General features: G+C 38.9%; 26 protein-coding genes, 1 pseudogene and 1 riboswitch. Of the genes and pseudogenes, 22 read left to right on the top strand and 5 right to left on the bottom strand.

Features of this window, described 5'->3' with window-relative positions; genetic code table 11:
- Window positions 1–17: 17 nt before the first annotated feature.
- The gene (gene dnaB, locus CFPU101_RS16395; protein WP_206816415.1) at window positions 18–1,346 is read right to left on the bottom strand and encodes a replicative DNA helicase; all 1,329 of its coding nucleotides are present in this window, start codon (window positions 1,344–1,346) and stop codon (window positions 18–20) included.
- Window positions 1,339–2,370, bottom strand: coding sequence for a phosphoribosylformylglycinamidine cyclo-ligase (gene purM, locus CFPU101_RS16390; protein ID WP_206816414.1), 1,032 nt, complete (start codon window positions 2,368–2,370; stop codon window positions 1,339–1,341). The genes dnaB and purM overlap by 8 nt, the downstream gene beginning before the upstream one ends.
- Window positions 2,371–2,488: 118 nt before the next feature.
- A riboswitch (cyclic di-AMP (ydaO/yuaA leader) is annotated at window positions 2,489–2,629 on the top strand.
- 388 nt (window positions 2,630–3,017) lie between these two features.
- On the opposite strand from purM, the gene kdpA reads away from it, so the two are divergent.
- From kdpA to CFPU101_RS16360, 6 genes and pseudogenes are all read left to right on the top strand, one after another.
- Window positions 3,018–4,703 carry a potassium-transporting ATPase subunit KdpA gene (gene kdpA / locus CFPU101_RS16385; RefSeq protein WP_206816413.1) on the top strand — a complete coding sequence of 562 codons (1,686 nt, stop codon included), beginning with the start codon at window positions 3,018–3,020 and terminating at the stop codon, window positions 4,701–4,703.
- Window positions 4,704–4,706: 3 nt separating this feature from the next.
- Window positions 4,707–5,171, top strand: a complete 465-nt coding sequence (locus tag CFPU101_RS16380; RefSeq protein WP_206816412.1) for a GNAT family N-acetyltransferase — start codon at window positions 4,707–4,709, stop codon at window positions 5,169–5,171.
- A 33-nt stretch (window positions 5,172–5,204) separates the two neighbouring features.
- Entirely contained in the window at window positions 5,205–7,274 is a 2,070-nt protein-coding gene (gene kdpB, locus CFPU101_RS16375; protein ID WP_206816411.1) for a potassium-transporting ATPase subunit KdpB, read from the top strand.
- Window positions 7,275–7,339: 65 nt separating this feature from the next.
- A complete protein-coding gene (kdpF, locus tag CFPU101_RS16370) occupies window positions 7,340–7,597 on the top strand; it encodes a K(+)-transporting ATPase subunit F (RefSeq protein WP_206816410.1) in 258 nt (85 codons plus the stop codon).
- Between the two features lie 6 nt (window positions 7,598–7,603).
- Window positions 7,604–8,187, top strand: a pseudogene (kdpC, locus tag CFPU101_RS16365) (K(+)-transporting ATPase subunit C).
- A 113-nt stretch (window positions 8,188–8,300) separates the two neighbouring features.
- Window positions 8,301–8,852 (top strand): hypothetical protein, encoded by a 552-nt coding sequence (locus CFPU101_RS16360; RefSeq protein ID WP_206816409.1) that lies wholly within the window; start codon window positions 8,301–8,303, stop codon window positions 8,850–8,852.
- 67 nt (window positions 8,853–8,919) lie between these two features.
- Here CFPU101_RS16360 and CFPU101_RS16355 read toward each other — a convergent pair whose 3' ends face one another.
- Window positions 8,920–9,570 carry a Uma2 family endonuclease gene (locus tag CFPU101_RS16355; RefSeq protein WP_206816408.1) on the bottom strand — a complete coding sequence of 217 codons (651 nt, stop codon included), beginning with the start codon at window positions 9,568–9,570 and terminating at the stop codon, window positions 8,920–8,922.
- Window positions 9,571–9,629: 59 nt separating this feature from the next.
- Here CFPU101_RS16355 and CFPU101_RS16350 point away from each other — a divergent pair, with 59 nt between their 5' ends.
- From CFPU101_RS16350 to CFPU101_RS16340, 3 genes are all read left to right on the top strand, one after another.
- Window positions 9,630–10,727 carry a universal stress protein gene (locus CFPU101_RS16350; protein ID WP_206816407.1) on the top strand — a complete coding sequence of 366 codons (1,098 nt, stop codon included), beginning with the start codon at window positions 9,630–9,632 and terminating at the stop codon, window positions 10,725–10,727.
- A 49-nt stretch (window positions 10,728–10,776) separates the two neighbouring features.
- Window positions 10,777–11,622: a DUF1963 domain-containing protein gene (locus CFPU101_RS16345; RefSeq protein WP_206816406.1), complete on the top strand. Its 846-nt coding sequence runs from the start codon at window positions 10,777–10,779 to the stop codon at window positions 11,620–11,622.
- Between the two features lie 321 nt (window positions 11,623–11,943).
- On the top strand, window positions 11,944–12,261 hold the full coding sequence (locus CFPU101_RS16340) for an isochorismate lyase (protein WP_206816405.1): 318 nt from the start codon (window positions 11,944–11,946) through the stop codon (window positions 12,259–12,261).
- Between the two features lie 69 nt (window positions 12,262–12,330).
- On the opposite strand, the gene CFPU101_RS16335 is transcribed toward CFPU101_RS16340, so the two are convergent.
- Window positions 12,331–13,071 carry a response regulator transcription factor gene (locus tag CFPU101_RS16335; protein WP_206816404.1) on the bottom strand — a complete coding sequence of 247 codons (741 nt, stop codon included), beginning with the start codon at window positions 13,069–13,071 and terminating at the stop codon, window positions 12,331–12,333.
- A 589-nt stretch (window positions 13,072–13,660) separates the two neighbouring features.
- Between CFPU101_RS16335 and CFPU101_RS16330 the strand changes: the two genes are divergently transcribed.
- The 10 genes from CFPU101_RS16330 to CFPU101_RS16285 all read left to right on the top strand — a co-directional run bounded on the left by CFPU101_RS16330 (window position 13,661) and on the right by CFPU101_RS16285 (window position 20,569).
- Window positions 13,661–14,374 (top strand): heme oxygenase (biliverdin-producing), encoded by a 714-nt coding sequence (locus CFPU101_RS16330; protein WP_206816403.1) that lies wholly within the window; start codon window positions 13,661–13,663, stop codon window positions 14,372–14,374.
- A 222-nt stretch (window positions 14,375–14,596) separates the two neighbouring features.
- A complete protein-coding gene (rpmH, locus tag CFPU101_RS16325; RefSeq protein WP_206816402.1) occupies window positions 14,597–14,734 on the top strand; it encodes a 50S ribosomal protein L34 in 138 nt (45 codons plus the stop codon).
- Window positions 14,735–14,776: 42 nt separating this feature from the next.
- Entirely contained in the window at window positions 14,777–15,142 is a 366-nt protein-coding gene (gene rnpA / locus CFPU101_RS16320; RefSeq protein WP_206816401.1) for a ribonuclease P protein component, read from the top strand.
- Complete coding sequence (locus CFPU101_RS16315; RefSeq protein WP_206816400.1) at window positions 15,132–15,527, top strand: PH domain-containing protein; 396 nt, start codon at window positions 15,132–15,134, stop codon at window positions 15,525–15,527. Before rnpA ends, CFPU101_RS16315 begins: the two co-directional genes overlap by 11 nt.
- A 117-nt stretch (window positions 15,528–15,644) precedes the next feature.
- On the top strand, window positions 15,645–16,805 hold the full coding sequence (yidC, locus tag CFPU101_RS16310; protein WP_206816399.1) for a membrane protein insertase YidC: 1,161 nt from the start codon (window positions 15,645–15,647) through the stop codon (window positions 16,803–16,805).
- Window positions 16,806–16,811: 6 nt separating this feature from the next.
- Entirely contained in the window at window positions 16,812–17,303 is a 492-nt protein-coding gene (locus CFPU101_RS16305; RefSeq protein ID WP_206816398.1) for a R3H domain-containing nucleic acid-binding protein, read from the top strand.
- Window positions 17,304–17,446: 143 nt separating this feature from the next.
- The gene (locus tag CFPU101_RS16300; RefSeq protein ID WP_206816397.1) at window positions 17,447–18,433 is read left to right on the top strand and encodes a metal ABC transporter substrate-binding protein; all 987 of its coding nucleotides are present in this window, start codon (window positions 17,447–17,449) and stop codon (window positions 18,431–18,433) included.
- A gap of 2 nt (window positions 18,434–18,435) precedes the next feature.
- Window positions 18,436–19,182: a metal ABC transporter ATP-binding protein gene (locus CFPU101_RS16295; protein ID WP_206816396.1), complete on the top strand. Its 747-nt coding sequence runs from the start codon at window positions 18,436–18,438 to the stop codon at window positions 19,180–19,182.
- A 21-nt stretch (window positions 19,183–19,203) separates the two neighbouring features.
- The gene (locus CFPU101_RS16290; protein ID WP_206816395.1) at window positions 19,204–20,061 is read left to right on the top strand and encodes a metal ABC transporter permease; all 858 of its coding nucleotides are present in this window, start codon (window positions 19,204–19,206) and stop codon (window positions 20,059–20,061) included.
- Window positions 20,062–20,245: 184 nt separating this feature from the next.
- Window positions 20,246–20,569 (top strand): hypothetical protein, encoded by a 324-nt coding sequence (locus CFPU101_RS16285; protein WP_206816394.1) that lies wholly within the window; start codon window positions 20,246–20,248, stop codon window positions 20,567–20,569.
- A 1-nt stretch (window position 20,570) separates the two neighbouring features.
- Here the strand turns inward: CFPU101_RS16285 and CFPU101_RS16280 are convergent, their stop codons facing one another.
- The gene (locus CFPU101_RS16280) at window positions 20,571–21,656 is read right to left on the bottom strand and encodes a DUF3747 domain-containing protein (protein ID WP_206816393.1); all 1,086 of its coding nucleotides are present in this window, start codon (window positions 21,654–21,656) and stop codon (window positions 20,571–20,573) included.
- A 145-nt stretch (window positions 21,657–21,801) separates the two neighbouring features.
- Between CFPU101_RS16280 and CFPU101_RS16275 the strand changes: the two genes are divergently transcribed.
- The 3 genes from CFPU101_RS16275 to CFPU101_RS16265 all read left to right on the top strand — a co-directional run bounded on the left by CFPU101_RS16275 (window position 21,802) and on the right by CFPU101_RS16265 (window position 25,777).
- Complete coding sequence (locus CFPU101_RS16275; protein ID WP_206816392.1) at window positions 21,802–22,527, top strand: 2-phosphosulfolactate phosphatase family protein; 726 nt, start codon at window positions 21,802–21,804, stop codon at window positions 22,525–22,527.
- Between the two features lie 104 nt (window positions 22,528–22,631).
- Window positions 22,632–24,146, top strand: a complete 1,515-nt coding sequence (locus CFPU101_RS16270) for a peptidylprolyl isomerase (protein WP_206816391.1) — start codon at window positions 22,632–22,634, stop codon at window positions 24,144–24,146.
- A gap of 176 nt (window positions 24,147–24,322) precedes the next feature.
- On the top strand, window positions 24,323–25,777 hold the full coding sequence (locus tag CFPU101_RS16265) for an FAD-binding domain-containing protein (RefSeq protein WP_206816390.1): 1,455 nt from the start codon (window positions 24,323–24,325) through the stop codon (window positions 25,775–25,777).
- Window positions 25,778–25,788: the final 11 nt, after the last annotated feature.

The following is a 25,788-nucleotide window of genomic DNA, read 5'->3' as shown; positions in this document are numbered from 1 at the left end:
CATAATCTAAGATAGTTCTAATAATTTGACCGATTTTGCAGATTTAAAAATTTAGTTAATTCTGGTTTAAATAATAACTTAAATGTACCTATTGGCCCATTTCTATGTTTTGTAATAATTACTTCTGCTACGCCCCGATCTGGTGAATCTTGATTATAATATTCATCACGATATAACATAATAACTAAATCGGCATCCTGTTCAATTGAACCGCTTTCTCTTAAATCTGACATCATTGGACGTTTATTTGTTCTAGATTCTACCCCGCGACTTAACTGCGATAATGCAATCACTGGGACATTTATTTCTCTTGCTAAACCCTTAAGACTCCGAGTTATTTTAGAAAGTTCTTGTACACGGTTATCGCTACCTCCTTCCATTAACTGTAAATAATCAATTAATACTAATCCTAATTGTCCTTTATGTTCTGATTGTAAACGTCGGACTTGCGATCGCATTTGAGTCACAGTTAAATTAGACGTATCATCAATATAAATCGGTAACTCCGTCAATGTTCCCATTGCTTGAATCAAAGGATCAAATTCATTTTGTGTTAAACGTCCTGAACGTAAACGATTACTTTCAATTCCTGCTTCACTCGCTAACAATCTTTGCGCTAATTGTTCCTTAGACATTTCTAAGCTAAAAATTGCTACAGGAAGTTGATCACGAGCAATATTATGAGCTATGTTTAAAGCAAAACTGGTTTTACCCATCGAAGGTCTACCAGCAATAATAATTAAATCTGAACGTTGAAAACCACTGGTATAACCATCTAAATCATAAAAATCTGTTTTAATTCCAGGTAGGGCTGTTTCTTCCTGTAATTTTTCAATATCATTATAAGTCTGAATTAGTGTATCACCAATCGGAACTAATCCCTCTTGTGGTCGTTCTTGCGTTAAACGGAAAATTTTCTTTTCTGATTCATCTAAAACATTTTCGATTTCTTGGGTTGTATCGAAACCTAAACCGACAATTTCATGTCCTGCATCAATTAATTGACGACGGATATATTTATCCATCACTAACGTAGCATAACGATCGATATTCACCGCAGAAACCGTTCGATCTACCAATTGCGCGATGCGACCAATTCCCCCAATTTCCTCTAAAATATGATGATCTTGTAACCAAGCAGTCACCGTCATCAAATCTGTGGGTTTTCCTTTGGCGTAAAGTGCGATCGCAGCTAAATAAATATCCTTATGTGCCTTAACATAAAAAGCATCGGGAACGATCAAATCGACAACACGTCCGAGCGCTTTAGGATCTAATAGAATACCACCTAAAATCGATTCTTCTGCTTCGATATTTTGTGGTGGTAAATTTTTATCACTAATCATCAGCAATTAACTCGACTTGTCTGTTACCTGCTATCACTTCACCAATAACATAAGCTTGCAAAAACTGAGACGTAAACCAATTTAACGCTGACTCAACGGTATCAGGAGAAACAATCACAACAAAACCGATCCCCATATTAAACGTGTCATACATCACTTCTTGGGTTACCTCTCCTTCTTTGGCTAACCATTGGAAAATCGGTAGTACAGACCAACTATTATAGCGAACTCGGATCGATTGATTAGATTTTAAACAACGCGGTAGGTTCTCAGGTATGCCACCCCCTGTAATATGCGCCATTCCATGAATATCTAAACCCGTAGCAATTGCTTCTAAAATCGGTTTAACATAGATGCGTGTCGGTGTTAACAAAACTTCACCTAAACTTTTTCCCTCTAATTCATCAGGGCAAAAATCCCAAGCATAGCCTTTTGTTTCGATAATTTTGCGTACTAGACTATAACCGTTACTATGTACCCCTTGACTGGCTAAACCAATAGCCACATCTCCTAACTGTACTTTTGAACCATCCAAAAGCAGACTTTTTTCCGCAATACCTACACAAAAACCTGCTAAATCATATTCACCCGAACCATAAAACCCAGGCATTTCCGCCGTTTCGCCACCTAATAAAGCACAACCACTTAGACGACACCCTTCAGCGATACCCGCGACGACTTGGGCGAGTTGTTCTGGATATAGTTTACCTGTAGCGAGATAATCTAAAAAGAATAGTGGTTCTGCACCCGATGTCAGAACATCATTAACACACATAGCGACTAAATCAATTCCTACCGTATCATGTCGATTGAGAGTATGAGCGATTTTTAGTTTAGTTCCAACCCCATCAGTTCCCGAAACGAGAACAGGTTGTTTATATCCAGAGGGAATCTCAAAATAACCACCAAATCCCCCTAAACCGCCTATTACCTCTTTTCTGAAGGTACTTTCGACATTTTTGCGGATTTGCTCAACAAAAGCCCGTCCTGCTTCGATATCTACACCCGCTTCTCGATAATCCATCCTACACCTATTTAACTCTTACTCCATCCTATATGATTGTTGGGTTTTGGTTTCTAAACTCTAAATGAGTAAAGATACTTGTCAAAATTAATAAGATATGTTAAGTTAAAAAATCAATAGAGTAAGTCAGCTTAATCTCTCTACATCAGGGAGAGCGGGGGAACCAAATCTAGGGGCTTATTTTTACGGCAACAAGTAAGAAAGGACATCTCTCAGTCCTAGCCCGGCAGCTAACCTCGTCAGCATTGAGAGAAGATTGAAGAGGCAATTTTTAAAAAAGTAATTCCTCATTCAGTTTTCTTGAGCAACACTGCTCTAAAGCTATATTTATATTTGCGATCAAGTGAGCGCAAAAGACAATGGACGTTGATAGTATTGATCCCAGTTATCTAGATCATTTTTATATCAGTTCAGAGTGAGAATTGTAATAAGAGTTACATCTGATTCGGTTGTATTCACTCTTTAATTTTTTGAGGAATATTCAGTTAATGCAATTGTTCATAGTTGCATTAGCACAGATTTCTTTTGGGCTTAGAAACCAAACCCCTACAAATTAGACCTAAAAACCCCATTATGGTAGGAGTTTGGTCACCAAACCCTCTTAGACAAGGATTTTATTGCCATTTCTTTATTAATTTCACACGAAAATGCTCTCAGGAATCTTACAAATCGTTCTCACGCTACTAATTATTGTAGTTATTGTCCCGTTTTTAGGGCAGTATATGGCTCAAGTATTTCTCCAAAAGAAAACCTTACTTGAGCCGATTTTTCGACCAATAGAATCACTAATTTATCGAGGACTGGGGATTCGTCGAGATCGTAATATGACAGGATGGCAATATGCAAGAAGCGTCTTGTTTAGTAATCTTGCAATGTCAGTCTTGGTTTTTGCTACTATCATGTTTCAGGGAATTTTACCATTAAATCCCACCGAAATGACTGCACCAAGATGGGATCTAGCGTTACATACAACGATTTCCTTTGTCACGAATACGAACCAACAGCATTACTCTGGTGAAACGACTTTTTCTTACGCAACACAAGTTTTAGCCTTGGGTTATCTAATGTTTACTTCGGCAGCAACAGGGTTAGCAGTTGGAATAGCATTTATTCGAGGTATAACAGGAAAACCGATAGGTAACTTTTATGTTGATCTAACCTTATCCATTACTCGAATTTTATTACCCATTTCTATAGTCGGTGGAATATTACTACTGATTTTAGGCGTTCCTGAAACATTAGGAGGTGTAGTAAATCTAACTACTTTAGAAGGAACAACACAAACCATTGCTAGAGGCCCTGTCGCACATTTTGAGATTATTAAACAATTAGGAGAAAATGGCGGCGGTTTTTTTGGTATAAACTCAGCCCATCCTTATGAAAATCCCAATCCTTTCACTAATTTAATCGAAACCGTAGCAATGATTACAATTCCTACATCGTTAATTTATACCTATGGTGTGATTGCAGGAAATAAAAAGCAGGGATGGTTACTGTTTTGGATGGTATTTATTATTTATGTTGCGCTAATTTTAATCGCCGCAGTGAGCGAATTTAAGGGAAATCCACAGGTTAATCAGATTATGGGCGCAAATCAACCTAATTTAGAAGGGAAAGAAACACGCTTTGGTTGGGCGCAGACGGCACTCTGGGCGGTGACTACGACAGCTACAATGTGCGGTGCAGTTAATGGAATGCTGGACTCTTTTATGCCTGCAGGTGGCTTTGCAACCTTGTTTAATATGTTCCTTCAAGTGATTTGGGGAGGACAAGGAACAGGTACAGCTTATCTATTCGTATACCTCATTCTATCTATTTTTGCGACGGGGTTAATGGTGGGCAGAACACCCGAAATCTTTGGACGCAAGATCGAAAAACGAGAGATTATCTTTGCTAGTGTGGTTTTATTGATTCATCCGCTCGCTATTTTAATCCCTGCTGCGATTACTTTAGCATTTCCTGAAACCCTCTCAGGCATTAATAACCCTAGCTTTCATGGACTTTCACAGGTGGTATACGAATATACGTCAGCCGCAGCAAATAACGGTTCTGGGTTTGAAGGATTGGGGGATAATACTTGGTGGTGGAACCTGAGTACTATTTTTAGTCTACTTATCGGGCGGTTTATTCCCATCATTGCTTTATTATTACTAGCCGACGGTATGGCACAAAAACCCCTTGTACCCGAAACATCTGGAACACTTCGCACCGATACTGTTTTATTTACCTCAGTCACCGCAGGGGTTTTATTAGTTCTAGGGGCGTTAACTTTTTTCCCTGTACTCGCTTTAGGGCCTATTGCTGAAGGATTTCAAATCTATACAGGAAATTAAACCATGAATATACGTTTATTTTGTCCTCAAGATGCGGATCAAATTGCCCAGTTATTCCATGATACGGTACGCGAAATCAATATCCGTGATTATTCAATGAGTCAAGTTAAAGCATGGGCACCCGATAACTTTGATTTCAGAAATTGGGTAGAAGTCTGTTTAAGCAGATATGTTTATGTCGCTGATTATGATGGAATGATTATCGGTTTTGGTGAATTAGAACTAAACGGACATATTGATTGTTTCTACTGCCATAAAAATTATCAGCGTTGTGGAGTCGGGCGCAAGATTTATCAAGCGATTGAGAAAAAAGCCTTAGAACTGGGTTTAAAGAGTGTGTTTACTGAAGCGAGTATTACCGCTAAACCCTTTTTTCAGAGTATGGGTTTTAGTGTACTCGAAGAACAAAAAGTCAGTCGTCGCGGTGAAACCTTTATTAACTACCGCATGGAAAAAAAATTACATTAGTTTGTACGAACATTAGTATTACTTTAAATCACCATGACTAACAGAATTGCTAAGTTTCAAAAACGGCAACAGAAAAAACAAGTCAATCAAAGCCAACTTTATCGGAATGCACTAAAAAAAGCATTTGTCAAGCTAAATCCTAAAATCATGATTAAAAATCCCGTCATGTTTTTAGTTTGGGTTAGTACGATTATTACGGCTCTCTTAACTTTAGATCCCGCTTTATTTGGAACGGTATCTGGGGAAAACCAACGATTTTTTAACGGTTTAGTCACACTAATTTTATTTTTAACCGTTTTATTCGCTAATTTTGCTGAAGCAGTTGCCGAAGGAAGAGGAAAAGCACAAGCAGACTCATTAAGGGCGACAAAATCAGATACGATCGCAAAACGGGTGTTAGACAACGGTACGATTGAAAACATCAATTCTACCCAACTCCGCAAAGGAGATAAAGTCAAAGTCGTTGCAGGGGAACTCATTCCCGCAGATGGTGAAGTAATATCTGGCGTTGCATCAGTAGATGAGTCTGCAATTACTGGGGAGTCTGCACCTGTACTTAAAGAACCTGGTTCAGATATGGCGAGTTCCGTCACAGGAGGAACTAAAATTATCTCTGATGAATTAATTATCCGAGTTACATCAGATCCAGGTAAAGGATTTATTGATCGCATGATTGCCCTTGTAGAAGGCGCATCTAGAACAAAAACCCCGAATGAAATCGCTTTAACGGTATTACTCGCCGTTTTAACCCAAGTTTTCTTAATTGTTGTCGTTACTTTACCCTTTTATGCAAATTATATTCAAAGTCCTGTCGGTGTCGTTACTCTAATTTCTCTTTTGGTGGCACTCATTCCAACAACTATCGGCGGTTTATTGAGTGCGATCGGGATTGCAGGGATGGATCGTGTGGCACAATTTAATGTAGTGGCTACATCAGGTCGTGCGGTCGAAGCTTGTGGCGATGTTAATACACTTGTATTAGATAAAACGGGAACAATTACCCTCGGAAACCGACTCGCTGAGGAATTTCTCCCTGTAAATGGACATTCAACCCAAGATGTAGCCAAAGCAGCATTGGCAGCAAGTGTATTCGATAATACACCCGAAGGAAAATCGATCGTTAAACTCGCGTCTACTTTAGGTGTAAATGTTGACTTTGATCAAACACAAGCGGAAGGGATCGATTTTTCGGCAAGAACTCGTATGAGTGGAACCGATTTACCCAATGGCGTAGAATTCCGTAAAGGTGCAGTTGAAGCGATTAAAGGTTTTGTCCGTTCTCGTGGTGGACAAGTTCCCATAGACTTAGATGAAGCATATGGAAAAGTATCTCGTTTGGGTGGAACACCTTTAGCTGTTGCTTTGAACAATGATATTTACGGTGTCATTTACCTAAAAGATATTATAAAACCTGGTATCCGAGAACGCTTTGAGCAGCTACGTCGCATGGGCGTTAAAAGCGTCATGCTAACGGGAGATAACCGCATAACAGCCTCAGTTATTGCTCAAGAAGCGGGTGTTGATGATTTTATCGCCGAAGCAACTCCCGAAGACAAAATCGCGGTTATTCAACAAGAACAACAACAGGGTAAACTCGTTGCGATGACAGGAGATGGAACTAATGATGCACCCGCATTAGCACAAGCTAACGTTGGTGTAGCGATGAACTCTGGAACCCAAGCAGCTAAAGAAGCGGCAAATATGGTCGATTTGGATTCAGATCCAACGAAATTAATCGATTTAGTCACAATTGGCAAGCAATTATTGATTACTCGTGGAGCATTAACCACTTTCTCTCTAGCGAATGATATTGCTAAATATTTTGCAATTATTCCCGCTATGTTTGCCAGTGTCGGGATCGGAAAACTCAATATTATGGCGTTAACCAGTTCCCAATCTGCTATTCTATCAGCCTTGATCTACAACGCGCTGATTATTCCTGCTTTAATTCCACTTGCCCTAAGAGGCGTTGAATTTCGTCCTCTATCAGCTAATCAATTATTAGTACGAAATATTTTGCTATACGGTTTAGGTGGAATTATTGCCCCTTTTATCAGTATCAAAATCATTGATCTTATTATTACTGGTATTGGTTGGACTTAAATGACTTTATTTACTAGAGTTTAAAGATCAAACCCCTACAAATACACAAAAATTTTTCAAAAACCATGAAACAATTTACGACAAATTCAGAAAAACTAGAATTGTTATTAGATCTTCTCCAACATCTTAAAACTCGTCATCCTTTATCTTTATTGCTTTTTTTAGGTCTAATTTCTAACCTAATTTTTGCTCCTGCGATCTATGCTGCCACAGGGACGGATATAAGCCAAAAAACGGCTTATGCTTTGGGATTATTGGGTCTTTTAACCGTTGCTTTATCGATTTACCTCTTTTTTGTCATTTTTCAACCAGAGAAGTTTTAAACCACTATGTCTATTACCAGAGAAATCGTTACAGGAATTCGTGCTACTCTCGTTTTTGGCTACTGACAGCCCTGATTTATCCTGCATTTATGTTAATTGTCGGTCAAACGATTTTCCCGTATCAAGCGAATGGTAGCTTAATACAAGATGCTCAAGGTAAAGTGATTGGTTCTAATCTAATTGGTCAGAATTTCGCATCTGATCGCTATTTCTTGAGTCGTCCCAGTGCGGTAAACTATGCCGAGGGTGATGATTATAAAAAGACGGGTGTTTCTGGTGCAAGTAATTTAGCCCCCAGTAACCCAGATTTAATCAAACGTCTTCAGGAAACGACAACAACTCTTAAACAACAAAGAATTCAACCGACAGCCGATTTAGTTTATAGTTCTGGATCAGGTTTAGATCCTCATATTAGTATGGAATCTGCTCAAGTCCAAATCCAACGAGTAGCCCAAGCGCGAGGAATTTCACCTCAACAAGTTACAGAATTAATTCAGAAAAATACTGAGCAAAAATTCTTGAGTCTGTTTGGTGAACCTGGAGTAAATGTTCTAAAACTTAATATTGCTTTAGATCAAATCCGACGTTAGAGAAAGTAAATAACCTAAGCCATGCAACAATGTCATCACAAGAAACTAATATTCTAGAATGTCCGTCATTCCTAAAGCAATCTTAACAATACTTCTAATTAAGAATAAAAACGATGAAGAATCGCTCAATTGCTGCTTCTGTGCTTACTATAATTGTCTCTGAATTGGCGATGGCTAGTATTGCTAGTGCAGCAGGGATTCCACAACTTAACTATACCTGTGGGTCTGGCATTGAAGTACACGCAGATCAAGGAGGCCCTGTTTACATTGACGGGAAGGAGGCAAGACTGAAAAAGATTAATAACAATTACTATGAAGCGACCCATGCTGGCGTGACGATTTCCATAGGTTTTAACCCCGATGGCACCTTAAATATGTCTTACACAGGGCCAAATCGGGCTAATGGCATTTGTCAAGATTCCTCTTCAGGTAACTCCCAGACAAGAGCATCTCAAAGCCCCGCCGAATCAGCTTGTTTAAATGCTGTGGCTAAAAAGACAGGCATTTCTCGGAATCAGCTTTCGGTAATAGAAGTATCGACAGCCGAAGCAGGTATTGGTGTAACAATCAGAGTTCCTAATGCTGATGCTCCTTGGTCATGCTTAGCTGATAAGAAGGGCAATGTACAGGGGGTTGCCTATACGGGTTCAGAAGGTAGGCTCTAACAGTTAGAATGGTTTTCCATCTCTGAGTCTATAAATTTTCCAAATTTATAATATTTATAATATTAGTTCAAATGTTCTCTGGATCAATGCCCATTGCTCGTAAACGTTCAGCGAGTCTTGCGGCACGTTCCTCGGCTTGTTCTTTTTGCTCTGCAATTTCTGTATGAGTTACAAAAAGATTACCATTAGGATGATAGATCTTTAACTCAGGTTCGCTCAGTTCAAATCTAATATTAAGTCGAGGACTAACCCAATGATTAATCGTCTCGATAATTTGGAATGAACTATCGATCCGTAGATATCCTTTTAGCTGATTACGATCAGGATCGTAGACATAATATTCATCTACACCAAAACCCTCATATAAAGATAATTTCCTCGCCATCTCCGTTTTAGTGTTACCAGGGGAAAGCACTTCAAAGACGACTTGAGGAGCAAGATTATCTTCTAACCATTGTTTATAAAAACCGCGATCGCCTTTCGGTCTGCCAAACACGACCATTGCATCGGGAGCAATCCTAGTTTTATTATCTCCTTCAATGGGATACCAGAGCAAATCACCTGCTACGAAAACATTAGGATCATTAGCGAATAAATATTCTAGATTTTCCTTAATAACCACGATCCAACGAAACTGTTTAGTATTATCCGCCATTGGTTGACCGTCGCTATCAGGATAGATAATCTCTGGTGTTGAAGATGGCTGTAGTTGAACCATACTTTTATCCTTTAACAAATCAAATGTACTACTAAATTAACATAACTTTTTTCTAGCGCATGAGTAATAATTCTATTGTTTCAGCTTCCCGTAGACGAGGTAAACACCGTGTATACATTGGTATGGCGGCAGGTGTTGGGAAAACTTATCGTATGTTGGAAGAATCTCACGAACTTAAAGAAGAAGGTATAGATGTTGTCATTGGTCTGATCGAAACACATGGACGACAAGAAACGCTAGAAATGGCTCAAGGTTTTGAAGTCATTCCCCGTAAAATGATCGCTTATAATGGAGCAGTTTTAGATGATATGGATGTTGAAGGAATTCTAAACCGTCAGCCTCAACTCGTCCTAATTGATGAATTAGCCCACACAAATATCCCTAGTGTTACTCACAAAAAACGTTATGAAGATGTCGAAATGGTGTTAGACGCGGGTATCGATGTTTTTTCGACGCTCAACATTCAACATATCGAAAGTCTTAATGATTTAGTGGCAAAAATTACGGGTGTTGTCGTTAGAGAAAGAGTTCCCGATCGCATTCTACATCAAGCCGATGAAATTGTTGTTGTCGATGTTACGCCCGAAACCTTGATCGAACGTCTTCAAGAAGGAAAAATTTATGCCCCGACAAAAATCGATCAGTCTTTGCAAAATTTCTTTCAGTTACGTCATTTGATCGCGCTTCGGGAATTAGCTTTACGGGAAGTCGCCGATAACGTCACCCAAGAAGCTGATACAAGATTACTAGAAAAACCAGAGTATAGTATCAAAGAACAGGTACTCGTCTGTGTTTCTACTTATCCCTATTCAGTGAAACTACTGCGGCGGGGAGCTAGAATTGCTCACTACTTAAGTGCAGGTTTGTACGTTTTATATGTAAGCCATCCTGAACGCTTTTTAACCAAAGATGAAGCTTTATATCTGGAAATGTGCGAAGATCTTTGTCAACAGTTAGGAGGTAAATTTATTCGCCATGAAGCTACAGATATCACACAAGCGATCGCTGATGTGGCTAAAGCGAATCGAATTACTCAAGTCGTTTTAGGGCATACTCACAAAACTCGATGGCAACTTTTATTAAAAGGTTCTCCTGTCCATCGATTAATGAGTTATCTTAAAGCAGTTGATCTACATATTGTGGTCACTGAAAAATAATCCCCTAGAGGGGCATACTGGAATAAGAAGTTTAAATTGCTCATCAAAAATGCGACATACTCCATTTCCTCCCATCGATCTTACAGCTATTCTCCCAGCATATGCTCCTTTAGCTCGTAAAACGGTTAGACTGCATCCGCGTTCGGGTGTCTGTGGACTAGATGAAAGTAAGCTTGGCGGGATGTTTCTGATGCCAAAAGATGAACCTTGGCCTTATGATGCTGAAAGTGGTTTTCCTTTAATTCCAGTCCTACAACTCCGTATTGAAGATGTTCCAGAAATCGGTTTTCCAGAAGGAAAAGATTTATTTCAATTGTTTTGGTCTTTTAATGAAATCTTAGTCTGTAAGGTTTTTTGGCGAAATCGTAGCGAAATTATAGAGCCTCTAGTCAAACTGCCAGAAGATGTATTAATCGAAATGGAAGAAAATGCGGCTTGTTATCCAACGCCCTGTATTTTACATCCAGAACGGGTCATCGAATACCCTCATATCTTTGATATTGCCGATTATTATCCCAAATTAGATGAAGCTCTCGAATCATCAAAGGCATTAAAAAAAGCGATCGCCTCTATTCCAGACTTAGACTATGATGAACCCTCAGACGTTTACCAAGATTTATTAAGTACAGCAGATGGTACAAAAGTGGGAGGATATCCCAATTGGGTACAAGATCCAGAAGCACCCGAAGATATGGAATATTTATTAACTATTGCAAGTTGTGAATGTGATGAAGCGACTTGTCTGAGATGGTTACCTAAAGAGGATCGTGACAATTGGGATGAGTCGGTAACTAATGCCGCTAATTTAATGTTAGGCGATATGGGCAATGTGAATGTTTTTATTAACCGTCAGCATGAAGATTATCCCGTCGTCGGTATTTTTCAGTGTAGTTAATAATTAATATTTTTGAGAAGACGATCGATCGTAGTTCAATAACGATAAATACTTTTCTTGAAAGCTATGTCTAATCAATGGAAAAACTTCTTGATAACAATCTATTCACTGCAAACGTTACAGGTAATTTAGTCGTAGCAGGAGCAGAATTAGGCAGTCTTGGACATAGTAATGTTTGAGTGTTAGTTCGTTATCTCTCAGGAAAATCAGCCGATTTGACAAATCCTCTAAAGTTTTTTCAGTATATGGCTTCTGAAACACTGATCGCTATTAGGGAGAGCTTTTAAAATCCTTAAGCTAGTCAATTATTAATCACCTAAAATGAACAAATCACCTGATGAATGTAACAATATTAATGATATTAGGATAGAAATTGATGCAATAGATCAACAGATTATTACGCTATTTGGTGAACGTTCTAAATATGTTAAAGCGGCATCAAAATTTAAAACAGATGCGGCTAGTGTTCGAGCCAATAAGCGTTTTCAGGCGATGTTACAACAAAGACGAATTTGGGCAGAAAATGAAGGTCTAAATCCAGACATTATTGAAAAAATATACCAAGATTTAATCAATTATTTTATTGCCCAAGAAATGAATCATTGGCAAGCTATTAATCAAGTTTTAGAACCAGATTAATTTTAAGCAAGCCTATCATCTGTCATTTCTCACCTAATACCCCTCGAATTGTCTGATCACAATAATTCATTAGGCGGTTGCTGCATCTGAATCTAAAATTAATTGTTCAGCACTCGGTAACTCTAAGCAATATCCAGCACCATAAACCGTTTTGATATAGCGAGGGTGACGCGGTTCGGGTTCTAATTTGGTTCGCAGATGCCGAATATGAACTCGAATCGTCTCGATATCATCATCGGGATCATATCCCCAAACTTCTTTTAAAATATCGCTTGGCGATACCGTTTGTCCGTGACGTTGGAGCAAGCAATGGAGTAATTCAAACTCTAAATGAGTAAGTTTAACGGTTTTACTAAACCAAATCGCCTCAAAACGTTCTGGAACTAGAGTTAATGCGCCATAATTGAGGATTTCGGAATGCTTGGCGGCTTGAGGAATGCGATCGGTTCGTCTAAGTAACGCACGAACTCTCGCTAACATTTCTTCAACCTCAAACGGTTTGGTCAAATAATCATCAGCACCCGCATTAAAACCTTCTACTTTGTCGTGGGTTTGTCCCAATGCTGTCAACATCAAAATCGGAATATCAGCAGTTCGATCGTCCCTACGAAGACGCTGACAAACGGTGAAACCATCGACTTTGGGTAACATCAAATCCAGCATAACTAGATCGGGCTGAATTTGTACAGCCAGTGCTTGACCTTTGATCCCATCTTCAGCTTGATTTATATCATAACCAGCCATCTCCAAGTTGATCGAGACCAGTTCTAAAATTGCAGAGTCGTCATCTATTACGAGTATTCGAGGCATCACCAAAAAGTTATTTCTAAAGGTTTATGTAACAACAGAATAAAAAATGTAATCTCAAAACAAGAATCCTGTACCGATTATAAGCATGATTACTAAGATAGGTCTAATTTTATTGAATTTTGGTAATGATTGGACGACTTTTCGCTATTAAATGTAAAGATTCGTTAAAAATTTCCTTGAATGATTAAGAATTATTTAGTTTAAGAAAATAAGCGATTTAAGCCAATAATTCGGCATTAATTGTCTCTAAAGAGCAAATCATCCTTTTTTTATTCAATACAAAGCTTTTTTGTCCAGATTTATCCCTTGAATTTTCATTTTTTCATTAATTGGTACCGACTTTCGGCTGTTAATTCACTAATTTTAATCTAAAAAAAATTATTTATAAGATTTTAATATCAGTATACCGTCTACAAATCTTGGTTTCTGAGATTTTCGCCATAACCCCAATGTTTAAACGGCGTGATCGTAAATAAACTTAATAAAAATTCTCATCAAATCAGTTTACTCTAGCGAATTAGGCGGTTTTGCAGTTTTTGTAATCAATCATACACCCCTACAAATCACTCATCGTATAGGAAACATCATCATGAGCGTTAACTTAGCAACTCAGTTACGAGAAGGTACGAAAAAGTCTCATAGCATGGCAGAAAATGTAGGTTTTGTCAAGTGCTTCCTCAAAGGTGTTGTCGAGAAAAATTCTTATCGCAAATTAGTCGCTAATCTCTACTTTGTCTATTCAGCGATGGAAGAAGAAATGGAAAAACTACGCCAACATCCGATCGTCTCTAAAATTTACTACCCTGAGTTGAATCGTCAACAAGCCTTAGAACAAGATTTATATTTCTACTATGGTGCTAACTGGCGCTCGGAAGTTAAACCCTCTCCTGCTGGCGCGGCATACGTCAAACAGATTCATGACATCGCGGCTAATCATCCAGAATTATTAGTTGCCCATTCTTACACTCGTTATTTAGGAGATTTATCGGGCGGACAAATTCTCAAAAAAATTGCTCAAAACGCAATGAATTTAGACAACGGTGGCACCGCTTTCTATGAGTTTAAGGACATTTCTGACGAAAAAGCCTTCAAAAACCAATATCGTCAAGCGATGAATGAATTACCCGTTGATCAAGAAACAGCCGATCGCATTGTTAAAGAGGCGAATGATGCTTTTGGGATGAACATGAAATTATTCCAAGAATTAGAGGGTAATTTAATCAAAGCCATTGGCGTAATGCTCTTTAATTCCTTAACCCGTCGTCGTGAAAAAGGTAGCACCGAACTCGCTACGGCTGAATAATCAGTGATTTTAACTTATTAACTAACGGTTTTTAAGACAATCCCAGAATCGGGGTAGCAGGTCAAAAAGCGTTGCCACAGGCACACGGAAGCGATCGCTATTTAGATTTCGGGATTGTTTGCCATTTTAGAGAAGATTATCAAACTCCCTATTTAAAAATTAAAAAAACTTTGATATAATTACAGATTGTGTCTTTAGCGACTAATTCAGGAGAAAAGAGACGTGACTAAGCGAACACTAGAAGGAACCAATCGAAAGCAAAAAAGAACATCGGGTTTTCGAGCAAGAATGAAAAGCTCAACGGGACAAAAAGTGCTTCAAGCCAGACGCAGAAAAGGACGTGAACGTCTTAGTGTATAGCTCTTTTGTAAAGCTTTATTCACGGATGAAACAGAAAAAATTGTGGGATTGCCAAGAGTCTATCGACTGAAGCATCGTAACGATTTTAAAGCAGTTTATGAACAGGGAAAGCGTCAGACGACATCTAACCTTGTTTTAATTGCTTTAAGAGACTTAATCCAAACTGTACCACCGCAACCTACCCGTTTTGGCCTATCCATTGGTCAAAAAGTCAGTAAAAAAGCGGTCATCCGAAATCGCCTAAAACGGCTTCTGAGGGGAGCGATCCGAGCCTTATTAGCAGACATCATCCCTGGATGGCGAGTAGTAGTCGTAGTTCGCCCACCTGCGGTAGAGTGTAAATACGAGCATTTTGTGCAAGAATTAAAAACTTTATTAACCAAGGCCGGAATAATCAATGGGCATTAAAGAAAACACATTTTATGAAGGTGGCCCCCATATCGGTGATTTAATCATCAACATCTTACTCGGATTTACCGTGATCTGTTTACCCTTAACCATTGGTGCCGTTGTGCGGGCGATTTGGTTACGTTATAAAATTACAGATCGGCGCATCTCTGTAACTGGTGGCTGGATGGGACGCGATCGTACTGATATTATCTATTCAGAAATTGTAAAAATCGCTAAGATGCCTAGAGGGATTGGTCTTTGGGGCGATCTTGTGGTAACTCTCAAAGATAAAAGTCGTCTAGAAATGCGCTCAATGCCCAATTTTAGAGAATTACATGATTACATCGCTGAACGAGTAGCCGACAAAACAGGACGCACCATCGAAGCAATTACCACAAAATAAATTTTCTAAGGTTCGGTTGAGAGTGTGTAACTCCCTACCCATAACCAAGGGCCAGATTTCGGTAAAGTAGTTAGACAGATATAACATTACTCTTGGGAAAACCCCAATTTTGACGCAATGGACTTCGGAGTCGGATTCATTTCCACTAATATCATGCTGCCGATCCTAGATTTCTTCTATGGGATCGTTCATAGCTATGGTTTTGCAATTATTGCGCTAACCCTTGTGGTTCGTTTTGCTCTGTTTCCTCTCAGCGCGGGACAAATTCGCAATATGAGAAAAATGCGAATAACTCAACCTTTAATGAAAGAGCGACAAGAGGAAATTCAGAAAAAGTACAAAAACGATCCACAAAAACAACAAGAAGAAATGGCCAAAATCATGCAGGAGTTTGGCAACCCATTAGCAGGTTGCTTACCCCTGTTGGTTCAAATGCCAATCCTGCTGGCTCTTTTTGCTACTTTAAGAGGCTCACCTTTTTCGGATGTCAGCTACAACGTTGATGTACAGGTTTTCCCCAAAGAGCAAATTGCCCTCATTCAGCCTCAACCTTATTCGACCAAAACACAAAATTTTTATGCCGATGATGGTATTCACTATCCCGTTGCTGCCTTATTACTTGGTGGTAATAAATTAGCAGAAGGTAGTCAAACACAAATTGATATTCAAACCACAGAAGGCACAGCGTTTTCTAAATTAGTCCCTGCCTCATCTAATACGAAGCTTCAGCCTAAATATGAGGTGATCAAAGGATCAGAAAGAGTTACAGTTAGCCCCGATGGGACTATACAAGCATTAGCCCCTGGAGAAGCCACCATCAAAGCAACTCTCCCTGGTATTGCTGCTGATAAAGGCTTTCTTTTTATTGATGCTTTAGGAAAAGTCGGTGTAACGGGTGAAAATGGTCAAATCAACTGGGATATTCTCGCGATGATCATTTTCTTTGGTTTGAGTATTTATCTTAACCAAGAATTATCGGGTGCAGGCGCACCAAGTGGTGGCGCAAATGCTAAACAACAGCAGACGGTAAATAAACTAACTCCAGTTATTTTTAGTGGTATGTTTCTCTTTTTCCCTCTTCCTGCTGGTGTATTAATGTACATTTTGGTCGCTAATATTTTCCAAACTCTGCAAACCGTTCTTCTCATGCGAGAACCCCTACCCGAAAACTTGCAAAAATTAATCGAACAGCAAGACAAAGAAAAAGCCTCTCAAAACCGAGAAGCTTTACCGTTTGAAAAACGGTCTAACAAGAAAAAAGAAAAAACATCAGGATAAAGAACAATGAGGGAGCAGCAAATTCAGCGCGGGAAAGAGTGGTTAGAAACAGTACTAAAACTAATGGGGCTTCCGACTGAAGTGAATATCGGAGAAAATAAAGTAGATCCGATCGCACAAGGGACAAGTTGGCTATTGATTGATCAAACCAATCTAACACGGGAACAAATCGAAATTATCATCGGCCCCAAAGGAGAAGGAATAGACGCAATTCAATATTTAGCCAATACTATCCTCAATATCGATGTTGAAGAAGAAAACCAGCAAGCTTTTACCGTTGAACTAAATGGGTATCGTCTCAAGCGACAAGCTGAATTACTCGCTTGGGCTAATAGTGTTGTTGAACAAGTTCGACAAACAGGACAAGAAGTGGAAATGAAGTCCTTATCTTCGGCTGAACGTCGTCAAATTCATACTTTTTTAAAAGATGCAGATGATCTTGAAACTGAAAGTCGAGGTCAAGAACCTGATCGACGCTTAGTGATTCGGTTACGCTAAGGATAATTTCTTGGTTTTTTCCTTCTTTGTCATCATCAAGGAAGGAACTTTTTTTTGTCTAATTTTACTCTTCTCATATTTCTTTCATTTTATTCAAGAGTATGATACTTTAAAAAATGAAAAGATTATGAGATAAACTAGACATGACTCAGATCTATGGTGATAAAAATCGACGGACTAGACTGGCAGCGATCGCCATAGGATTATTATTAATATGTCTCAATAGCTGTAATTCTACCTCGACTAATACAACATCAATTAGCCCCTCACCTACGACAGAAACCAGCAGCCTTAACCCTCAGACTGAGCAAAAAAAAGTTATTTTAACCACCTTTACCGTATTAGCCGATATGGCTCAAAATGTGGCAGGGGATCGAGCAATTATCGAGTCTCTAACCAAGCCAGGAGCAGAAATTCATGGCTACGAACCCACTCCAAGCGATTTAACAAAAGCCTCAAAAGCTGATTTAATTTTAGATAATGGTTTAGGACTAGAACGCTGGGCAAAACGATTTTACGGCAGTTTAAAAGATGTTCCTCATGTCACCCTTTCTGAAGGTATCACCCCAGTTCTAATAGCTGATGATGCTTATGCGGGTAAACCGAATCCTCATGCTTGGATGTCGCCCCAAAACGCCTTAATTTATGTCGAAAACATCCGTAAGGCTCTCGTCAATCTCGATCCTGCAAATGCAGCCTATTACACCGCTAATGCAAAAGTCTATAGCCAAAAGATTCGAGATATCGATCAAAAATTGCGTCAAGAGTTAGACGTTTTGCCTGAAAACAAACGCTACATTGTTACTTGTGAAGGAGCATTTTCTTACTTGATTAAAGATTACGGATTAAAAGAATTGTATTTGTGGCCTGTCAATGCTGAAAATCAGGGTACCCCACAGCAAATTCGCAAAGTAATTGATGAAGTCAAGACGAACAAAGTTCCGACGATATTTTGTGAAAGTACGGTAAGTTCGGAGGCACAAAAGCAAGTAGCTGCTCAAACAAGAGCTAACTTTGGTGGCGTATTTTATGTCGATTCGCTATCGGCGGCTGATGGTGTGGCTCCTACTTATCTTAAGCTGTTGGACTATAACGTCAACACTTTAATCAAGGGTTTACAAGAGGGTTAGAAATGCAAAATTTATCGCGTATTCAAGTCGAAAATGTCACAGTTACTTATAACGGTAAAGTCGCATTACATGGGGCTACCTTGTCTCTTAATAAAGGCTCAATTGCTGGTTTAGTGGGTATGAATGGTAGCGGCAAATCAACGCTATTTAAGGTGATTATGGGGTTTGTACAACCGACTACGGGTAGGGTCTTAATTAATGGTTTACCGATTCGACAGGCGCAAAAACGAGGACTTGTGGCGTATGTTCCACAGTCTGAGGAAGTTGATTGGAACTTTCCGATTAGCGTCTGGGATGTAGTGATGATGGGGCGTTACGGCTATATGAATATCTTAAGAATTCCTAAAACTAGCGATCGCCGTATGGTAGCTGAGAGTCTAGAACGTGTTCAAATGACAGCTTTTAAAGATCGCCAAATCGGTGAACTGTCTGGGGGACAAAAGAAACGAGCTTTTTTAGCAAGAGCTTTAGCACAACAAGGCTCAGTCATTTTACTCGATGAACCATTTACGGGAGTTGATGTCAAAACCGAAAAAGCGATCGCAGAATTGCTGATTGAGTTACGACAGCAGGGACATACAATTTTAGTCTCTACTCATGATCTCAATTCAGTTGCCACTTTTTGTGATCAGGTTGTGTTTATTAATCAAACAATTTTAGCCTATGGTGCAACACAAGATGTATTCACGCCCGAAAACCTAACTCGCACTTTTGGCGGTGTGATGCCCAATGTTCGATTAAATCAATAATATTAATATTTAAATTGACAAATGGATGTAATTGTGCATTGGTTCGTCGCACCCATTCAATATGATTTCATGCTCAAAGCAGTTTTAGTTAGTGCTTTTGTGGGAATGGTTTGTGCTGTGTTGTCTTGTTATATGACGCTCAAAGGTTGGGCATTGATGGGCGATGCGGTTTCACATTCGGTTACACCTGGTGTGGTTCTAGCCTATATTCTAAATTTACCGTTTGCGGTGGGTGCCTTTGTCTTTGGGATTGGCTCAGTATTAGCAATTGGTTTTATTAAATCCAAAACTCGCATTAAAGAAGATACGGTAATCGGGTTAGTTTTTACGGGTTTTTTTGCTTTAGGATTGGTACTGATTTCCAAAAATCCTAGCAATGTTGATTTGATGCACATTTTGTTTGGGAATGTACTAGGAATTCCTATGCACGATATCATTCAAACCGTTGTCATTGGCTCGATTACCCTAGCTATTACTTTAGTACTACGAAAAGATTTACTACTATTTTGTTTTGATCCAACTCATGCACGTTCGATTGGTTTGAATACGACCGCACTTTACTATACATTACTTACATTATTGTCATTGACCATTGTTGTAGCATTACAAGCAGTTGGTATTATTTTAGTCGTAGCGATGTTAGTTACCCCTGGTGCGATCGCCTATTTACTCAGCGATCGTTTTGATCACATGATGATTTTTGCGGTTATCTCGGGCATCTTCTCTAGCGTTATGGGAACTTATATCAGCTATTATCTAGATGCTTCGACAGGTGGCTGTATTGTTGTCCTACAAACTTTGATTTTTGTCATCACGATGATACTAGCTCCAAAACACGGATTAATTGCTCGAATGCGACAACAATCAATCATCGAATAAATTATGTATTTTTGGATGGAATGATTAGCTTCAACACTCTAATTGACCAACAAAAGGCTGAAAGAGGGCTCGCTTTATACTTAAAATGATTTTCAGTAACATCACGTATAGTTTTATAACTAGGCAAAAAATCTTTGACTAGCTTTAAGCTATATTAAAGGATTATTAAGAGCGTTAATCGTCTATGACCTTTTCAGAAAACCCAGATAAAGACAACGCAACCGAACCGATAGAAGTCATTGAAATCGATCCACAGCCTATCACTTCTGACAACTCATCAACCGCCTATCAAGAAATTACTAAAACAGCCAATCAGATTCAAAATTGGTATGATCGCTTACCCTCTATTGCCAAAATTGGGGTAACAGTTGGCGCAATTTTTCTCGTTTTTTCCCTACTAACTACCGTTTTGAAGCTAGTGGCTACCTTACTGAGTGTGTTGATTCTCGGTGGAATTGTGCTGGTGCTGTTCCGATTTCTCATTAGTCCAACCTCTAAGGAAACTTAAATTAAGGAATTGATATAATTTGACCTTTAATCTGAGCATCCATTAGACTTTGTAAAGCTTGTTGCGCTTTGTCTTGATTGCTGAACACTCCAATTTGCCAAACCGAACGACCTTTGTAGGATGTCGGAAAAGCATCAGGATAAAGCGATCGCAATTGTTTTTGTTGAGTGCTATTACTCGCAGCACCAATAACTCGATAGCGTTTTTGAGGAGCCGCTTGAGCAACCCTAGGAGTGGCAGGAGGATTCGATAAATCAGTGATCGTATCAGAAAGCGTTTTTCGAGAAGAAGGATTAGCAGAAACACTAGGTAATGGAGGAGGCAAAGGAGGCTGAGAATTTGACGGCTCAGAGACAGACGGTACTGGAGGAAGTGGTAAGACTGGCTCCGCCTTATTTTGAGGTAATATTGGTCTGGGGGGCTGCGGTTTAGTTCCTTCGGCGGTAAAGGTTAATTCTTTTGGCGGTTTAGGAGCATTAACCGTTGAGGAAGACCGAGGAGTTGGAATCGCCGCATTTAAAAGATTTGTGGAGGCCATGGCTTGACGCTCTCCAGTTAAGTACACATGACCTAGTGTTTTACCTTGATAAGCACGTTTCGTAAATCGCCATCCGGGGTTAAGAGAAATCTTGAGTAAACCTGGTGCAATGCCATTAGTTCGCCCAATCACGACATCAGCTTGTTTAGAATTCTGACGACTTGTCCCGATTAAAAAAAGCTCGTTATTTCGTTCAACAATTCTCAACAGATAATTCAATCCATAATCTTGACCATCAATCCGAATTGAATAACCATTGCTATCCGTACTACGTTCACAACTTCCAGTGAAATCAAAATTGAGGAGTAATGGATCGACTTTTACAGGATTAGACCCCGTTTCATTCCAACAGTCTCGCTGTCCTGGGATTTGCTGGATAATAAGTAAATCGTATTGACGATTACCATAAGGGCGAGCGATCGCTACAAATTGACTTTGATTAGTCTCTTGTTGCTCAAAATTAATTGCTTCTACTGAAGAAAAAGGGCTAATTAGATAAGTGCTAGTTAATAAACAAGACGTAATCGGTCGCAAAAAAGCTAATTTCATAAATTTTGCCCAAAAAAAATAAAGTCACAAATACACCGCGATTGTATCCATCAGACGATCTTTATTTGATTTTTGTTTTCCAATAGATAAATCATATGTCATGATAGAATTTTCCCAACCCTTTATAGTTTAATCATATATAACAGTGAAGGTTTTCATTTATCACACACCTGAACTAACTCCGAGTGATCATTTACCAGATTGTGCCGTTGTCATTGACGTGCTTCGGGCAACAACAACGATCGCAACCGCTTTAAATGCTGGTGCTGACTCGGTTCAAGCATTCAGTGATCTTTCAACTTTAATGGAGATCAGTGAAACATGGTCACCCGAAAAGCGACTGCGTGCCGGAGAACGCGGCGGCGCAACTGTAGCAGGTTGTGATATGGGAAATTCCCCTTTAGATTGCACACCTGAACACGTTGGCGGTAAACGCTTGTTTATTACGACAACAAATGGGACTAGAGCCTTACAACGGGTTGAAGATTCGGCATCAGTCATTACTGGCGCATTAATTAATCGTCAGGCTGTCGTCGATTATTTAACTCATAAACAACCAGAAACAGTTTGGCTAGTCGGCTCAGGTTGGGAAGGTGGATACTCTCTCGAAGATACCACTTGTGCTGGTGCGATCGCCACTGCACTTAAACAACAAACAGAAAAAATCGAAATCGGTAATGATGAAGTAATTGCAGCGATCGCTCTCTATCATTATTGGCAAGATAATTTATTAGAAATGTTTAATCAATCCAGTCATGGACAAAGATTATTACGTTTAAATTGTCATGAAGATTTAAAATACTGTTCTCAAATCGATTATACTGACGCTTTACCCATTCAAAAAGAACCTAGTGTTTTAATACGGCTATAAAGTATTACATTACTAAAATCCGTTAAGAGGAAATTTTTTAAACATAATTTTCCTCTTTTTTATGAGTTAACCGAATTAATCCTTTAGCAATTAAAAAATAATTTATGACGATTAATATCAATCCGATCGGCGATGTCACTGTCAACATTAATACCGACCAAACATCATTTAATTTACTGAGTAATTTTGATGATCCGCTCACAACAGGACGAGTAGCTAATTTCCAACTTTATAATACATCTTTGGGCAATGGCACAATTAATATTGTTTTATTTGACCAAGCAGGGGCAGGCGCACCTTTAACCACTCAGAATTTTGAAAATTATGTCAACGATGGCGACTATGTGAATTCAATTATCCATCGCTCTGTACAAAACTTCGTCATTCAAGGGGGAGGCTATACTGTTGAGGATAGAACACCGATCCCAATTACGACTAATCCCCCTGTTCAAAATGAGTTTAGCCCAATTCGCTCTAATTTACGCGGCACAATTGCGATGGCTAAACAGGGTGGTGATCCTAATAGTGCGACAAGTCAATGGTTTTTTAACTTGGCTAATAATTCTAGCAACCTTGATAACCAAAACGGAGGCTTTACCGTTTTTGGTCAGGTTTTATCTAGTGCTGATCTGACAACTATTGATGCGATCGCTGCTGTACCTGTCTTTAACCCCAATCAAACCTTTAACTCGATTCCTTTATTTCTTGACTCTGCTAACCCTACGGTAAACAGTCCTGATAATTATGTCCGTTTTAGTCAAATCACTGTAGCTCAAGCGGATGAACTTCAATTTACACTAGCAGATAATTCTAATCCAGACTTAGTTAATGTCATTATTAACGGTCAAGACATTCTACTCGATTATCTTCCCAATCAAATTGGCTCAGCAGAAATTACAATTGTTGCGACCAATTTAACAGGGGAACAAGTTCAAGATACTTTTACGGTCACAGTTATTGATCCTGTTTTTGATCCCGCATCCTATGGCGCGTCTAATCCAGATTTAATTCCTTTTTACATTAACGCGGGTTATGATTTAGGATTCTTGACGAATCATTATTTAACATCGGGTCGTTTTGAAGGTCGTCAAGTAGATACTTTTGACGAGTATCGCTATACTGCCTCTAGTTATGTGACAGGTGGTGATTTAATTAATACTTTTGGCTTGAATGGTGTGGAAGCAACTCTACATTACATTAATAATGGTTATGTTGAAGGTCGTCCGACAACTGCCTTTGATCCCGTGCGTTATTTAATTTCTTATGATGATTTACGAGATGCTTTTGGTAATGATACCGCCGCAGGAACTCAGCATTTTATTACTAATGGTTTTGCACCTGAAGGTCGTAATCCTAGTGAGTTTCCAAGCGATCGCTATTTAGCATCCTACGGAGATTTAATTACCGCCTTTGAATACATTCCAGATTATGCAGCTAAAATCGAATCGGCTTCTAATCATTATCTGTTTAATGGACTCGGTGAGAGACGACAAATCACCTTTGACCCAAACGCCTATCTTAACGCGAATCCTGATTTAATTCCCTTTGTTCCAGCAGGACTTGACCCGACACAGCACTATATCTTATCTGGTTTTGCTGAAGGTCGTCCTACTGCTTAGTAAAAAACAAACTAGCTTTATTATTTACAGGCTATGTTGAGAAATCGGCATAGCTTTCGTTTATTTGGTTTAATACTCTAGACAGAGGGCAAAAAGTAGAGAAAAAAAGTAGATTTTGCTTTATGTACTGTCAATAAAATTTAGTACAATTAAACTAGCTGTTTTAGGAATGCTTCATGACGGATTTAATTTTATTTTGGCATCGTCGAGATTTACGCATCTTTGACAATATTGGTTTAGCAACCGCCTATCAACAAACTTCAAAAATTGTCGGTGTTTTTTGCCTCGATCCAACTCTTCTAACTGGAGATGCCGTTGCACCTGCCAGAGTGACATACATGATCGGTTGTTTAAGAGAATTACAAAAACATTATCAAAGTATTGGCAGTCAGTTATTAATTTTTAAAGGTGAACCCAGTCAAATTATTCCAATCCTAGCAGAAACGTTACAAGTACAAGGTGTATTTTGGAATTTAGATATTGAACCCTACGCTAAAGAAAGAGATAGTAAAGTTATTGAATCTCTAAAAGAAAAAGGAATTAAGTTTAGGAATTTTTGGGATCAACTTCTACACGCACCTGGAGATATTGTTACTCAGTCGAAGAAAGTTTATACCGTTTATGGCCCATTTTGGAAAAATTGGAACCAACAAAAAAAAGCGACACCAACTCAGAAGATAGAAGATTTACAAGGATTAACGCAACAAGAAGATGATTTGGCTAAAAAAGTAGGAAGTATTAATTTACCGACGGCTAAGGATTTAGGATTTATTTGGGATAATCCTTTAGTGTTAGAACCAGGTGAACAACCAGCATTAGAGCGATTGGAAGAATTTTGCGCACCGCGAAGCGGATCTCGTCGAGATCGTGCTATTAATGAGTATCAAGAACAAAGAAATTTTCCTGCAATTGATGGAACATCTCAACTCAGTGCTGCCTTGAAATTTGGTGCAATTGGCATTCGTACCGTATGGCAAGCAACAATTCAAGTGATGGAAAATAGCCGTAGTGACGAAGTAAGAAATAGTGTTAAAGCATGGCAACAAGAATTAGCTTGGCGAGAATTTTATCAACATTGTATGTACTTTTTTCCAGAACTGGCTCATGGCCCTTATCGCAAAGAATTTAACGATTTTCCTTGGGAAAATAGTGAGGAACATTTTCAAGCTTGGTGTGAAGGAAAAACGGGTTATCCCATAGTTGATGCGGCAATGCGTCAGATGAATGAAATTGGTTGGATGCACAACCGTTGTCGAATGATTGTTGCTAGTTTTTTGACCAAAGATTTAATCATTAATGGCAAATTAGGGGAAAAATATTTTATGCAAAAGCTGTTTGATGGTGACTTATCTGCTAATAATGGTGGATGGCAGTGGACTACATCAAGTGGCATGGATCCTAAACCTTTGCGTATTTTTAATCCTGCATCTCAAGCCCAAAAATTTGATCCTGAAGGTGAATATATTCGTCAATGGGTACCTGAATTGAGTTCAGTTGATACGGCAGAATTAGTAACAGGTAAAATTCCACCTTTAGAACGCGCTCGTTGTAATTATCCTGAGCCTATTGTCGATCATAACCAACAACAAAAAGAATTCAAACTGCGTTTTCAACAAATTCGAGCAAGCTAATTATAATAATT

The sequence above is a fragment of the Chroococcus sp. FPU101 genome (genome assembly GCF_017312365.1).
In the GTDB taxonomy this organism is placed as follows: Bacteria; Cyanobacteriota; Cyanobacteriia; order Cyanobacteriales; family Microcystaceae; genus Chroococcus.
Note: the sequence above shows the minus strand (reverse complement) of the source record. Positions and strands in the feature narration are given on the sequence as shown.

Excerpts from the sequence above, each read along its gene's own strand:
- CFPU101_RS16300 (WP_206816397.1), top strand. The coding sequence starts at position 17,447 with ATGACTCAGATCTATGGTGATAAAAATCGACGGACTAGACTGGCAGCG.
- CFPU101_RS16290 (WP_206816395.1), top strand. The coding sequence starts at position 19,204 with ATGGATGTAATTGTGCATTGGTTCGTCGCACCCATTCAATATGATTTC.
- CFPU101_RS16335 (WP_206816404.1), bottom strand. The coding sequence starts at position 13,071 with ATGCCTCGAATACTCGTAATAGATGACGACTCTGCAATTTTAGAACTG.
- CFPU101_RS16285 (WP_206816394.1), top strand. The coding sequence starts at position 20,246 with ATGACCTTTTCAGAAAACCCAGATAAAGACAACGCAACCGAACCGATA.
- CFPU101_RS16265 (WP_206816390.1), top strand. The coding sequence starts at position 24,323 with ATGACGGATTTAATTTTATTTTGGCATCGTCGAGATTTACGCATCTTT.
- CFPU101_RS16280 (WP_206816393.1), bottom strand. The coding sequence starts at position 21,656 with ATGAAATTAGCTTTTTTGCGACCGATTACGTCTTGTTTATTAACTAGC.
- CFPU101_RS16355 (WP_206816408.1), bottom strand. The coding sequence starts at position 9,570 with ATGGTTCAACTACAGCCATCTTCAACACCAGAGATTATCTATCCTGAT.
- dnaB (WP_206816415.1), bottom strand. The coding sequence starts at position 1,346 with ATGATTAGTGATAAAAATTTACCACCACAAAATATCGAAGCAGAAGAA.
- CFPU101_RS16350 (WP_206816407.1), top strand. The coding sequence starts at position 9,630 with ATGAGTAATAATTCTATTGTTTCAGCTTCCCGTAGACGAGGTAAACAC.
- CFPU101_RS16295 (WP_206816396.1), top strand. The coding sequence starts at position 18,436 with ATGCAAAATTTATCGCGTATTCAAGTCGAAAATGTCACAGTTACTTAT.
- CFPU101_RS16305 (WP_206816398.1), top strand. The coding sequence starts at position 16,812 with ATGAGGGAGCAGCAAATTCAGCGCGGGAAAGAGTGGTTAGAAACAGTA.
- CFPU101_RS16345 (WP_206816406.1), top strand. The coding sequence starts at position 10,777 with ATGCGACATACTCCATTTCCTCCCATCGATCTTACAGCTATTCTCCCA.
- CFPU101_RS16330 (WP_206816403.1), top strand. The coding sequence starts at position 13,661 with ATGAGCGTTAACTTAGCAACTCAGTTACGAGAAGGTACGAAAAAGTCT.
- CFPU101_RS16315 (WP_206816400.1), top strand. The coding sequence starts at position 15,132 with ATGGGCATTAAAGAAAACACATTTTATGAAGGTGGCCCCCATATCGGT.
- CFPU101_RS16380 (WP_206816412.1), top strand. The coding sequence starts at position 4,707 with ATGAATATACGTTTATTTTGTCCTCAAGATGCGGATCAAATTGCCCAG.
- CFPU101_RS16340 (WP_206816405.1), top strand. The coding sequence starts at position 11,944 with ATGAACAAATCACCTGATGAATGTAACAATATTAATGATATTAGGATA.
- yidC (WP_206816399.1), top strand. The coding sequence starts at position 15,645 with ATGGACTTCGGAGTCGGATTCATTTCCACTAATATCATGCTGCCGATC.
- kdpB (WP_206816411.1), top strand. The coding sequence starts at position 5,205 with ATGACTAACAGAATTGCTAAGTTTCAAAAACGGCAACAGAAAAAACAA.
- CFPU101_RS16360 (WP_206816409.1), top strand. The coding sequence starts at position 8,301 with ATGAAGAATCGCTCAATTGCTGCTTCTGTGCTTACTATAATTGTCTCT.
- CFPU101_RS16270 (WP_206816391.1), top strand. The coding sequence starts at position 22,632 with ATGACGATTAATATCAATCCGATCGGCGATGTCACTGTCAACATTAAT.
- purM (WP_206816414.1), bottom strand. The coding sequence starts at position 2,370 with ATGGATTATCGAGAAGCGGGTGTAGATATCGAAGCAGGACGGGCTTTT.
- kdpA (WP_206816413.1), top strand. The coding sequence starts at position 3,018 with ATGCTCTCAGGAATCTTACAAATCGTTCTCACGCTACTAATTATTGTA.
- kdpF (WP_206816410.1), top strand. The coding sequence starts at position 7,340 with ATGAAACAATTTACGACAAATTCAGAAAAACTAGAATTGTTATTAGAT.